Source organism: Flavobacterium circumlabens, assembly GCF_004345565.1.
Classification (GTDB): domain Bacteria; phylum Bacteroidota; class Bacteroidia; order Flavobacteriales; family Flavobacteriaceae; genus Flavobacterium; species Flavobacterium circumlabens.
The window spans coordinates 122815-135948 of sequence record NZ_SLWA01000009.1; the positions used below are offsets into that span (position 1 = coordinate 122815).

Here is a 13134-nt window from a genome sequence, read left to right on the forward strand (position 1 = left end):
TAAAAAAGTCACCCAGTTTCATAAGGTTTGAAACCGGGTGACAATTAAAAAATAAAATAAAAACACAATCTCTAGAACGAATACCTAACTCCAAATTGTCCTTGGAATCTTGAGGCTAATTGATCTACAGTGTAAGGTGATGAACTCGGTTTCTGGAAAGTATAAGTTGGGTCGCCGGTAGCAACTCCGCCTAAGTTTCCTGATTTTGTTAAACCTAAGTTGGCTGTTGAATTATAAGTGTTTGGAACGAAATAACTTCTTCCCCAATCTTTATTGATAAGGTTTCCAATATTGGCCATACTAAATGAAATCTGGAAAGTACCTACTTTAGCAACTTTGATTTCATCCATTAATTTCAAATCAGCCTGGATGTTCCATGGAGTAGTATCGCCATTTCTTTCTGTGAAATTTCCTCTTCTGTTTTTCAAATAATCATTTCCATTAACGAAAGCTTCGTAATCTGCTACTTGTTGTGCTGCTGTAGCTGATGGAACTCCGGTTGGACTTACTCCGATATATTTAGCGGCTTCTGTTGCATCTTTAAAGATATAAGCCAATCCTGCTGCTTGTCCTGTTCCGGCAATGGTTGAGTTTACAAATCCCCATGAAAACGGATTTCCGGATTGTGCATTAAAATATACATTGGCAGACAAAGTATTGTTATCAGCCACTTTTACCGCATATCCAACATTAGAAACGATTCTGTGTTTGATGTTAAAGTTAGAAGTTGCCAGTTGCGGATCATTAGGGGTTAAGGATTGGTTCATCTGGAAGTTACTTTCCATAGAGTTACGAATTCCGTTGGTAACATCACGCGAATTTCCGTACGTATAAGCGACCATGAAATTTAAACCAAAATCATATGTTTTAGAAACCATTTCCGTAATGCTGTATCTGTATCCTTTATTCGTATTGGAAAGAAGGTAAGCATTTGAAAAAGCAGGATTGATGTTAGCCGCATAAATTGGCATCTGATGATTCGTGTCATAAGAGAAATAAGTAGGGTTATCTGTCTTATTTACCTGTTGAAATTCAAGATCACGAATTACTTTGGTGTAAATACCTTCAGTTGTAAATTTATATCCGTCGATGATTTTATCGATAGCCAGGGAGTTTCTTAAAACGGCTGGCATTTTAAATTTATTGTCTACCAAATCCGCCTGTACTTTTGGAGTTGCATCGTGATATCCGTTTAATCCATTGTTTGCCAAAGGATCTCCCGCTGCTGAAACCTGTGCTGCAGTAAGGTTGTTTTTGTCGTAACTTCCGTAACCTACGCCATCATTGTAATAGGCATATCCTAACCAGGCAAATGGAATTCTCCCTGTAAATACGCCTGATCCGCCTCTTACAACAAGTGTTTTGTCTTCGTCTACATTATACGTAAATCCTATTCTTGGAGAAACTAAAGCAGTACTGAAAAAGTTGTTTTTAATCTGGTTCAATGGCGTATAACTGTACGTTGTACCATAATTAGGATCGGCAGGAGAGTTTTGCACTTGTGCACTCAGATTTGGTTTTGTAGGCAAATCGGTGTAATCTACTCTCACACCCGGAGTAACTTTTAATTTGTTACCAATTCTGATTTCATCCTGTACATAAAAACTATAAAGGTTTACTTTGAATTTAGCATACGGGTCATTAAAAATTTCATCTCTGGTAGAACCGTCAAACGGATACGTTCCACGGACACGAGAAGGTAATTTATTGTAGAAATCTGCCAGGGATTTATATGAAACTCTTCCGTTTAGGGCATTTACGAATCCGTAATTGATGTCGTAGAACTCATTGTGCGTACCAAACAACAAAGTATGGTTTCCGGTTTTGTAAGTTAGGTTGTCTGTGATTTCAGCCGTATTTTGTTTCATATTAAAAACAGTGGCTTCACGGTCGTTTCCTAAGAAAATAGTACCTCCGTTATATCCAATTTCTGTCTGGGGAAACATAATATTGCCTGATTTTGGATCACGATAATCTTTAATGGCTGAATAACTGGCAATAAAGGAGTTCGACCATTGGCTGTTGAAATGGCTTTTTAATTCTAAAACGGTACTGATGGATTGGTTTTTCTGCGTAAAATCCATACTTGAAAACCTGAAATTTGCTGCATCACGCTCTAAGTTTGACGTTTCAGAGATAACAGTATTGTTTCTTAACGATAGGGAATGTTTGTCATTAATTTTCCAGTCTAATTTATTGAAGAATTTCTGGCTTTTTGCAAAGTTGTTGTAGGCACCATAACTTCCCGGGTCAAATCCGTAATTTGTTTTAACGAAATTCGAAATTTGTTCTGCTGTAGCGTTATCTACCAATGAAGTAAGTTTTCCGGCAGAATTGGTCTGTCCTGCATTGTAAAATAACGGATCAGTTCGCTCTGCATATTCCATATTGGTAAAGAAGAATAATTTGTCTTTTATAATTGGCAAACCCAATCGGAAACCCACTTGGTAATCACCAAAAGAATTGGGCATCTTAGAACCGTCACCAGCGTTATTCGGGCCTGTAATGGCTGCACTTCGGCCATAACTGTAAATAGAGCCGCTCACTGTATTGGTACCGCTGCGGGTTACGGCATTGACGCTTCCTCCTAAAAAGTTTCCTAATTTAATATCGTAAGGAGCAATATAAACCTGAATATCCTGTATCGCATCCAAACTTATCGAATTGGAACGTGTGCTGCTTCCCGGCATACCTGAAGTTCCGGATTGCCCACCTAAAGACGGACTAAATCCAATAGCATCATTGTTTATTGAACCGTCAATGGTTACGTTATTGTATCTGAAATTGGTTCCTGCGAAAGAGTTGTTGGAACTTTGCGGAACCAGTTTGGTAACATCCTGAATCCCTCTGTTGATTAACGGAAGACCATTTACCTGCTTTTCGTTAATATTGGTTCCGTTATTTTTAGAAGAAGGTTTAGAACTGGTAATCACAACTTCTTCCAATACATTATTGTCTGCTTTCGCAACTACGATTGTTGGTAAATCATTATCACCAAGGGCTAAAAATATTTGTGCGTTGGAGTAATCTTTGGTATCCTTACTTTTAATTTCCAGTTCGTAAGGTCCGCCGGCATTTAAATTTTCGAAACTAAACCTACCTTGTTTATCTGTTACAGCTCTGTAAACGGAGTTGGTAGGTAAATGTGTTAATGTAACCTCGGCATCAGTAAGAACGCTTGTACCATCATTAACTTTTGCAGATAAGGACGAGGTTGTAATTTGAGCAAAAATGTTCCCCATAACAAGAAGCATTAAAGCCGAAAAAAAGAGTTTTAGTTTTGTCATGTTATTTTAGTTTTTATTTGACAAAGAAACTGCCTTTGTTTCGATCCCATTTAACGCTTTTGTTAACTTAAAATCATAAAACAATTTAGTGTTATCTTAAAATTAGGAACGTGTTATTTATATGCAATTTATTTAACTCTTTAAAACCAATCACTTGTGTAAAATTCTAAAAATAAGTAGATTAGAGTTGTATTTAAAGTAGATTAAAAAAAGATTAGAATGTTAAGCCATTGTTACCGATTGCAAAAACAGATAACCTTAATATTCACGTTACAATTCAGAAAATGGAATTCTTTGCTGTATGATGAATAGTCTCCAACTTTAGTTGGATGGAAAATAAAGTAGGATAGAAAGGCTTTAGCCTAATGATCAGTTTGGCTAAAGCCTCTTTCTTTTCCGTTTTTAACCTCCAGCTAAAGCCGGAGACTACTTAAATATTTTTTCCACAGATTCTGAAAGCTTTATTTTTTAATCTGTTTAATCCTTTTGATCTGTGGCTATTATTTAAAAACATAGCTTTTAGTAAATATTCAATACGTTTATTCTCTAAGGAAATATTAGAGAGAAGGAAGTTCCTTTTCCGAGTTCAGAATCTACGATTAACTGAATATCGTGAAGTTTGAGAATTTGCGTGGTGATAAAGAGACCCAATCCCTGTCCCTGAATATGACGTGTATGATCGCTTCTGAAAAAGAGGTTGAAAATAGATTGCTGATCATTTTCTGAGATTCCGGGTCCCTGATCTGTAATTTTGATGACCAGTTTACCTTCTTTCGAAAGAGCAGCAACGGCCACTTGTTCCGGAAATGAAAATTTTATGGCATTGTCTAAAATATTATACAACGCAATAAAAAGCATGTGTTTATTGGCGTAAACAGAAAGTAAATCTTCATGCTCTGCAATCGCGTTCAGGTCTACCGAAACTTTAGCTTCCGGATATTCAATCGCTTTCTTTTCGAGAACATTCCATAATATTTCGTCTATTCTGACCGTTTCCATTTGTTGCGGTTCTGAAAGCTCCAGTCCGGATAAAACCAAAAGTCCTTCGAGAGTTGCTTTGAGATGTAAAGTATCTTTTCGAAGTGATTTTAATATTTCTTCGTATTGTTCGTTTGTTCTGGGTTGCTGCAACGAGACATCAAGGTCTCCAATAATAATAGTGAGCGGCGTTTTTAATTCGTGAGACGCATTTTTCAAAAAGTTATTCTGAATCATGATTCCGCTTTCTAATCTTTCTAACAGATAATTAAAAGTAGTAACTAATTCCTTGATTTCGTCTTTGTCGCTGGTTTGCGGTACTTCTAATCTCGAATGCAGGTTTTCGGTTGTTATCGTATTTACTTTCGCAATAACGTCTGTAAAAGGACGGAAAGTCTGTCTGGCTAAAAACGTTCCTAAAAGATAATTTAAAGGAATTCCCGCCAGGTAAAACAAAATAAACATAAGACCAAGCATCTCCAGTTGTCGGTTACCGGTGCGATCGATTCCTGAAACCACAATGATAAAGTCGCCCTGATTGTCCTTATAAAATAGTCCAACAAATTGTCTGTGGTTAATTGTAAAGGTTAGGATTTTGTTTTTTGTGATCGCATTTAAATAGTGGTCACTTAAAGGGATGTCAATATTATCCTGTACAAAAAGGTTTTTGGTTTTGGCGTCATAAACCCGTATCGATTCGTTATTGATTCTGTTGTACTGAAGTTCAATCTGACGGTAACGTTCACTGCTAATTTCTTTGATCTCATCTTTTTCAAAATAAAAAAGTGCGGTTGTCATGGCATGATCTTCCAGATTATCAAAGTACAGATCTTTCATATGACTTCTGAACAGCAGAAAAGACCCAGCCATAAGAAGCCCGGCTATAAAAGCAAACAGCAAAGTAGAATTAACCGCTAACTTATTCTTAAGATTCATAACTCTTTTGTTTGAGCATATATCCTGTTCCTTTAATGGTATGAATGAGCGGAGTGGGGAAGTTCTTGTCTATTTTGTTTCGCAAATAGTTAATGTAAACATCTACGGTGTTTGATGTAGTGTCAAAATCAATATTCCAAACTGCTTGTGCAATCTCAATTGGGGATAAGGCTTTCTCGCGGTTTTTCATAAAAAAGATCAGAAGCTTGAGTTCTCTTGACGAAAGATTTAATTCTTTTCCGTCTCTGGAAGCACTTTGTTCTTTCATGTTAATTTCGACTCCGGCATATGACTGAAAATCCAGAATTCCGCTGCTAAATTCCGCACGCTGAAGCTGCGCATTTATCCGTGCCAGCAATTCCTCAAACAAAAAAGGCTTGGCCAGATAATCATCGGCTCCCGCCTGTAAACCTTTTACTTTTTCCTGCGGCGTATCGAGTGCGCTTAGAATAAGTATCGGAACAATTATTTTTCTGCTTCTTAAAACTTCACAAACCTCAAATCCTGTAATGTCCGGAAGCATGATGTCGAGAATAATAAGATTGTACTCGTTCTCCATAACCTCTTTTATGGCTTCAAAACCTTTTGTGATCGTCTTGACTTCATAAAGATGTTCTTCAAGTCCTCTTGTAATAAAAGATGCGACTCTCGGATCGTCTTCCACTAATAATACTTTATTCATAAGTGAATAGAATTGGAGTGTTTACTACTATAAAATTTATCCTTAATCATCTTCTATCAGAAAGGTTATAAAAACAGACGGTCAAATTTGAAAACAAAAGTAATAAGAAAAGTCCTGACAGTGCTGTAAAAAAAGTTTTTCATTTAAAAGAATGGCTTTTATAGCAGTGCGATTAAAGTTTACAGGAATACGGAAATTATAGTTTGAAACCTAAATAAATGGAGATTAGCGCTATATTTGAAAAGCAAAATTCCAATATATTATTTCCAATGAAATGGATTACAAGAGAAAGGCCAAAAATAGATCGAATTGCATGTCCATGGCTTATTAGCAAATTTGTCGACAGCGAGGCCGAATTTATTTATGTTCCCTATGCTGCTGTGGGAGATAAAGCTGCCGAATTAAATGCAATACCTTTTGATATTCCAAATGTGGAATATACGCATTACGATGGCGAAACTACCTTTGACTATATTGTAAAAAAACATCAGATCGATGATCCTGCTATTGCAATAATAGCCGGAATTGTTCGCGGAGCAGACACAGACAGACATGATATTTCCCGGGAATCGGCAGGACTTTGGGCTATTTCGGCGGGACTTTCCTATAATATTACTGATGATTCTAAATTATTGGAAACGGGCATGATTCTCTATGACGCGTTGTACAGCTGGGCTACCCATTTATACCAGCAGAATCATTTACAAAACAGCCCTTTTGAAAATTTGCTGCATGAGGTCTATAATAAATTCTTAAAAGATAAAAAACCTGCAAACAAAACCCCTTCGTGGGTTAAAGACTTAAAAGAAATTATTCAGGATCAGATTGACACTCAGTTTTCTTTTGATCTGAAGAAAATTTCAAATGAACTGGATTTAAATCCATCATATCTGTCAAGGGAATTTTCCAAGTACTTTGAAGATTTAAATTTTGGCGATTATGTTCGAAAACTTCGCATAGAAAAAGCCATTAGCCTGATTGAAAATTCGACTTATACATTAACCGAAATAGCCTATATGACAGGCTTTTCAGATCAAAGTCATTTTACGAGAATTTTTAAACTGCACACCGGAAAAAACCCGTCTTCCTACAGAAGAAAAATTCAAAAAAGTAATCCAGATACAAAAGGTAAATAGGATTCTATTTTTAGTAATCTTAGGCTTCTACTTTTGTTTTTATTCTAAAAATAAAAACAATGTCCTTAAAATATACTTTTCTTTTTACGATACTGGTATCAGCCTTTACGGCCTTTTCGCAGACAACCTATCCAAAAATTACCGGATACTTCGGTATCATGCATCCGATAGTCTCTTTTAATCGAGAGGAGACGACCGTAAATTTCAGGGATTATTATGCAGTTGGTTTTCCAACGGGAATTAACATCTGGAAAAGTGAAAAGATCGGTTTTTCTTTTGAAATAGTACCTAACATCAAGGATGATCAGGGTACTAGTAAAGTGACCAATTTATTATTTCATCCCGGAGTTCTTATTGCTTTGGGCAACGGATATACCTTTGCCGGAAGACTGGCTTTTGAAACAAGTGGCAGATATGGTGTTACGCCTGTGTTTAACAAAACAATAAAGAAAAATGCCAGCAGCAGTTATTATATAGCTGTACCGCTTCCGGTTCGTTTTGGGAATGATCATCCGGGTACTTTTACAGTAGGTTTTCAATTTGGAATTGCTTTTTAAAAGACTGAAAATTAGTACCATGTTTTATTAGTATACCAAATCCAAAACAAAATTAAGCCTGACACTATTTCTGCGATAGGGCGGAAAACAAAACAACTTTATCACTACAATAATAATCATTATACTTATTCTGGTAAATTCCCGCAATTTATCAGGGATTATTAGCCATACGTTGAGCAATAACAAAAGCAATTCTTTTATTTTCAGCTTTAAAAGGTACTTTCTTTAGAGGATGTCCGGCATACAATTCGTATTTTGGAAGTGAGTCTCCTGAGAATGTTAAACGTTCCACCTGAATAATTTGATTGGGAATATTAGCACCGTACCATAGCGAATCTGCTTTCTGGCTCCAGGTCACTTCATACAATACAGCTCCCTCTGGGTAAGAACTATTTGCTTTGGTTGCGGCATGCTGAAAAGCAATTGAATTACCATATAAAGTTGCCATGGCAGCCTCACGTGGATTAATAGAAAATGTGATAGGCGACAGTAACAGAGGATTTTCCGGCAGCTCATCTACTGCTGATACAGAAGCTTTTTCATTAAGGTTGTGTTTGTTATTTCGGTTACAGCCTGACAGTATAACGACAGAGACGATGAAAATATAGTGAAGTGGTTTCATATTTATTTACTTTTAGTGTAGATATTAAATGTATTGGAATCAAGATGCAAAGGAGTAGTAAAAACATAATCATTATTTTTAACGGGATTATGACAGGCGATGCACTCCTGATCAAAGTTGGCGTTATCTCCATACGGCTTTAGATTATTCCCTTTCCATCTTGCCCATCCCCATCCTTTTGTTGATTTATATTTTTTGGCATCTTTGATCATGAATTCGACCTGAATGAATTCTCCGGCAGATACAGTTCCGTCGGTTTCTGTTTTTTGTTTCCAGGCAGTTTTTGCAAAAATAGCACCATCGGGCCAGGGATTGGTCTGATGTTCTTCAATAGCTTTTACCGCAATGCTGTTTCCGAAAATAATACGCATGCTGACATTGTCAAAACGGTCAGAAGTACTAACAGCTTTCCAATTTCTAAAATTAGGGATGTATGAAATTTTATTGGGCGAAGGCTTAACTTTAGAATAATCTGATATGGTATTATTCAATACTATATTGTCATTGTCCTTTGCATTAGAAGGAAGCGGTTTTTGAGGATTTGTTTTTCGGGCTGCTATTGATGTTACATAATTTTTTAGTACAGCTACAGACCGATCGTCTAATTTTGCAGATGGATGAAGAGCTGTGTAACTTTTAAGCGGCATTTCACCCGACAGTATTTTGTTGAAAGCGTAAAAAAGTATCGAATTTTGCTTTTGCTTGTCTAAATCGTCCCAATTAGAAAAATTCAGTGCTTTTCGGCCATCCGTGATATGAGAACTAACTATAAAATTGGCAGGAGTTATTTTGTCAAACCAGCTTAAATTTGTGGTATTGGAATGACAATCAAAACACGAGTTCCTTAAAATAGTATTCACTTCATCAGGAACATTTGTTAAGTTTTTTGTTGGGGTGCTATACTCAATTTCGGCAGGTTTCCAGAATTGTAAAGCAATAAATGCCAACAACATAATTACGATTATTTTAATTCCCTTTTTCATTCGTTTTATTTTTAGAGATAATAGATTATGAAATCAAAATTAGAGATAATTCAAGTGTCGTAAATCCATTAACTCGTTCAAAGGGCATTTTTAGAGCTTAAAGCCGAATATTAAAAGCTAAATAAATTGTTTACTTTAGCCTTAAATGATAGATTTTCTACATTAGCTCCATTTTAAGAATTATAAAAACACATGAAAAAGCCCGGCTTTATATTTTGACACTTGCAGGCATTAGTATCGTTGTTCTGATTGTTAGTTTGATATCTTCTGCTTATCTCTATTCTTCCGCCAAAGAAAAATTATGGAATAGTAAATTAGAATCCGGTGAGCGCGAAGCCAGGGAAATTTCCCGTCTTTTAGAACAGCAGCTTCATAGCGGATTGTCTAAAGATCAGGTCATACATAATTTACAGCTAAGCATCGAGAACACCGATATAAAGAGTGATTTTATCTGTATGTACAATCAGGAAGGAATTGAACTCTGCCATCCTAACCCGGCATTTATCGGGCAAAAAATTCAGGAAGGTAATTCTCAGGTAAGAGGAATAGCAGATAAAAAAATAAAAACGTTAAGTTCCGTTTTAGAGCAAGGAGAAAAAACGGCGGGTATGCGTACATTTCCTAATAATCCAAAAAGAAATTCGGAAATCGTAAATATAAATCCCGTTGCAGGAACAAACTGGATCGTAGCTTCACACGCCAATTTAGCTGTTTTAGAAGAGCAATTATCTGATTTGTATCTTCAATTTGTTCTGAGTATGCTTTTAAGTATACTATTCATCAGTGGCTGCTGCTATATAATCATACGACTTATCTACAGGAAGTACGAAACCGCTTCAGACCTGGAAAAGAAGGACCTGAATGACAAAGTCAATGAGCTGCAGGTCTTGAATTTACAATTAAATTCAAATCAGCAGAAATTACAAAACCTGCCGGACAGTGCTTTACTTAACGATGCATCAAAAGAGTCCGAAATCGCAAAAAAGAGAATACTTACCTATCATAAAGACGAACTGATAAAACTGGATACAAATGATATTGCGTACATCTTGCTGGATACCGGAATTACCTGTATTTATACTTTCGACAATCGCCAATTCAACAGCAATAACAGTCTGGATGAGATCATGAAAGGACTCGATTCGACTACTTTTTACAGAGCCAACAGGCAGTTCATCGTTAATATCAGGGCTATTAACAGTATATTGCTTTACGGAAAAAATCAGCTGAAACTAATTATAAAACCTGAACTGAAAATGGATGTTATTATCAGTAAGAATAAAGTTTCTGAATTTAAGAACTGGCTGGACCAGTAATCGTCTGCTTTTATTGTAATCGGACTAAAATTGGCATTAGTCGATACTATTTATCATTCGGTATAAAAAATGATTACAGCTCAAATAATGTCTCTAAATTGTGGTATATATTGATCAAATTCAATTAATTAACACAAAAAAAGATGAAAAAAATAATCCTTGCCTGTCTGTTTTTAACGAATGTTTTTTCTAATGCTCAAGTTGCAACCCATAAAAAAGCAGTCTCCAAACCCAGTTGGGGACCTATAAGCAGTACCGATTTCAGATACTACTATTTACCTGATATCGATATTTATTATGATACTGTCACGAGTGAGTTTATCTATGATAAAAAAGGGAAATGGATTCGTGAGAAGTCACTCCCTTCGCGATGCAGAGAATATAATCTTTATGAAGGTTATAAAGTTATTATAAACGATTATAATGGTAATAGTCCCTATAAGTATCACCAAAAGCACCTTGCCAGGTACCCGAAGGAAAACAGGGGCAAAGGAAAAAAAGTAATAAAGACGCAGTCGATTCCAAGTAGTAAAATTCCAACCGGGCCAAATGGTAAACACGAGAAGGGATCAGTTAAGTCAATTCCGGCTACAAAAGGCACGTCTAAAGAAAATGGTTTTTAAAAACTAAATTTCATTCTGTATCTTTATAATCTGGGTGATTCTAATCCCAAAGATTATTATCCTTGGGATTAGCGATAAAAATAATGCTTTGAAAAATTAACAATACTTTCAATCACTGGTATTTACAAGATACATTTTATTGTTGTGATAAAATTATAATGGAAAATAAATTATCACGCTTTCTGTGATAAAGTAAAAACATAAATAAAACTTATCACATTTTCTGTGATAAGTCTAAAATTGAAATTAAATTTATCACAACAATAAAAAGTATTTTCAGGTAAGACACTTGTACTATCCAGGCTTTTTTGGTTTGTAATTTTATTATAATCCGATATTGCGGATAAATAGTCTTATCACTAAGGATTATGCTCCGTTTCCTTTCAATAGATTGATACTTACCGTAGCAATATCAGCTTCCGGAAATCGTTTGAAAATGAATTGATCCGGAAACAATCCTGCTTCTGCCGCTACAGTATTGAAAACCTCTACCTCCACAATATACTGGTCGGAAAAACCGTGAGTGGCATCATAAGCCGTTGCAGGCGTTTTCCCTAAATTGCCTGCGGCAAGTTTTGGATTTATGGTATGCAATTCAATCAGAAGCAAACCAAACTTACGGACATACGGCGACCATTTTTGTAAATGTTCCAGCAGGTTATCTTCTACGAGATTGTTACTGATTCTTTTTCCCCTATAGGCAAATGCACCGGTAGACTTGCTGATCCTGTTTGTGTTGATGTGTTTCGGATCTGTCCAAATTCGATTGTGATCCAAAAAAGTCCTTACGTTAAGTAAATCTTTCAGGTCAATATTATAGTTTTCTTTCAGGTCTTCCGAAAGTATATCCGGGCGTCCGATATCGCCCCAAATAACTTTTGCCCAAATATCGGCCTTTATAAGATTGGCTCTGGTTACTTTCAGGGCTGCCTGGTTATAATCTGCCCCAACCAGAAACAACGGATACTCATCGAGCATTTTTCCTCTTAAGGTTTGTCTGTCGATTACTTCAAAAATGTGTTGCAGGAATGCGCCATTACCACAGCCCATATCCAGAATTCCTTTAGGCTGTTCTTCAATAGGGAGGTTAAAAAGTTTGACGATAATTTCATCGATAACTTTAAAATAAGTATCGTGAGCACCGCCGCTTCCCCATACATTCATTTCACGATCAACATGAATTTCGTTTTCGCCATCGGCTACCATTCGTAACACGGCCGGATCGCCAAAAATTAATTCTTCAATTCGGGCAAATGTGGGTAAATAGGAAACGGTAACGCCATAGGCACTCGCTCTTTTTGCAAAAAACAAACCTGTTTCTGTAAATTGGTAATTACCTTTTTTTTCCGTGAACCATCCAAGATGTACAAAAAAGTCTAATATTTTTTTGAAATTCTCAGGAGATTTATGAAACTCTTCCGGTTTAAAAGAGGTCTCCATAAAATACTTGTGAAACATGCCGTTCATGGCCAGACGCACTATCGTTGGGCCAATCAGATAACCTTCTATATGTTTTAAAATCTGCTCCTGAATCGTGTTGGTCAGCGGATCGACGGAGGGTGCAATTCCGTATTTCTTTTTATATTTTTCAAAAATAGTATTGAGTTTTTCAAATGGTTGCTCCTCAAAGAGACGCGGGTGAAACCGGACAGAGAACTGAAGCAAATCAACTACGTCTTCATAGAGATGAAACATCGAAAAGGCTATTGCTGTCTTTTTATTGACTAAAATCGTAATTTCCTGTGTATGGTTATCGACTTCGTAATCTAAAAAGCCCTGGGAAGCCAAAATTCTCAAACCAACATTCAGATAGCCTTCGTTTGCTTTAAAAACAGTTGCAAGCTCGGTTAATTGTATTTGTTTTTTGTCCAGTATAAACTCCAAAACGGCTTTGTTCCTCAGTGCTATTGCTACCGGAGCAACAGCTAAGCCGTCAAGATGTCTGAAAATAGAACTTCGTAGTTTTGATTTATCGGTCATAGTAAAAGAATGAATGTTTGTTAAAAATAGTGAT

10 protein-coding genes are annotated in these 13134 nt (G+C 36.2%); 4 read left to right on the forward strand and 6 right to left on the reverse strand.

The genetic code is table 11. The features are described from left to right. Positions 1–71 precede the first annotated feature (71 nt). The 3 genes from EV142_RS19550 to EV142_RS19560 all read right to left on the reverse strand — a co-directional run bounded on the left by EV142_RS19550 (position 72) and on the right by EV142_RS19560 (position 5883). Positions 72–3287: a TonB-dependent receptor gene (locus tag EV142_RS19550; protein WP_132037532.1), complete on the reverse strand. Its 3216-nt coding sequence runs from the start codon at positions 3285–3287 to the stop codon at positions 72–74. 546 nt (positions 3288–3833) lie between these two features. Further along, positions 3834–5201 (reverse strand): HAMP domain-containing sensor histidine kinase, encoded by a 1368-nt coding sequence (locus tag EV142_RS19555; RefSeq protein ID WP_132037533.1) that lies wholly within the window; start codon positions 5199–5201, stop codon positions 3834–3836. Further along, entirely contained in the window at positions 5191–5883 is a 693-nt protein-coding gene (locus EV142_RS19560; protein WP_132037534.1) for a response regulator transcription factor, read from the reverse strand. Before EV142_RS19560 ends, EV142_RS19555 begins: the two co-directional genes overlap by 11 nt. 218 nt (positions 5884–6101) lie before the next feature. Here EV142_RS19560 and EV142_RS19565 point away from each other — a divergent pair, with 218 nt between their 5' ends. Both EV142_RS19565 and EV142_RS19570 read left to right on the forward strand, forming a co-directional pair. After that, positions 6102–7019 (forward strand): chromate resistance protein ChrB domain-containing protein, encoded by a 918-nt coding sequence (locus tag EV142_RS19565; RefSeq protein WP_238698771.1) that lies wholly within the window; start codon positions 6102–6104, stop codon positions 7017–7019. 59 nt (positions 7020–7078) lie between these two features. Then, positions 7079–7576, forward strand: a complete 498-nt coding sequence (locus tag EV142_RS19570) for a hypothetical protein (protein WP_132037535.1) — start codon at positions 7079–7081, stop codon at positions 7574–7576. A 151-nt stretch (positions 7577–7727) separates the two neighbouring features. Here EV142_RS19570 and EV142_RS19575 read toward each other — a convergent pair whose 3' ends face one another. Together EV142_RS19575 and EV142_RS19580 are read right to left on the reverse strand one after the other, a co-directional pair. Continuing rightward, entirely contained in the window at positions 7728–8198 is a 471-nt protein-coding gene (locus EV142_RS19575; protein WP_132037536.1) for a hypothetical protein, read from the reverse strand. Between the two features lie 2 nt (positions 8199–8200). Continuing rightward, positions 8201–9181, reverse strand: a complete 981-nt coding sequence (locus EV142_RS19580; RefSeq protein WP_132037537.1) for a heme-binding domain-containing protein — start codon at positions 9179–9181, stop codon at positions 8201–8203. A 215-nt stretch (positions 9182–9396) separates the two neighbouring features. Between EV142_RS19580 and EV142_RS19585 the strand changes: the two genes are divergently transcribed. Together EV142_RS19585 and EV142_RS19590 are read left to right on the forward strand one after the other, a co-directional pair. Beyond that, complete coding sequence (locus EV142_RS19585) at positions 9397–10497, forward strand: LytR/AlgR family response regulator transcription factor (protein WP_238698770.1); 1101 nt, start codon at positions 9397–9399, stop codon at positions 10495–10497. Positions 10498–10640: 143 nt separating this feature from the next. After that, positions 10641–11120 (forward strand): hypothetical protein, encoded by a 480-nt coding sequence (locus tag EV142_RS19590; RefSeq protein ID WP_132037539.1) that lies wholly within the window; start codon positions 10641–10643, stop codon positions 11118–11120. Between the two features lie 366 nt (positions 11121–11486). On the opposite strand, the gene EV142_RS19595 is transcribed toward EV142_RS19590, so the two are convergent. Then, on the reverse strand, positions 11487–13100 hold the full coding sequence (locus tag EV142_RS19595; RefSeq protein ID WP_132037540.1) for a class I SAM-dependent methyltransferase: 1614 nt from the start codon (positions 13098–13100) through the stop codon (positions 11487–11489). Positions 13101–13134 lie beyond the last annotated feature (34 nt).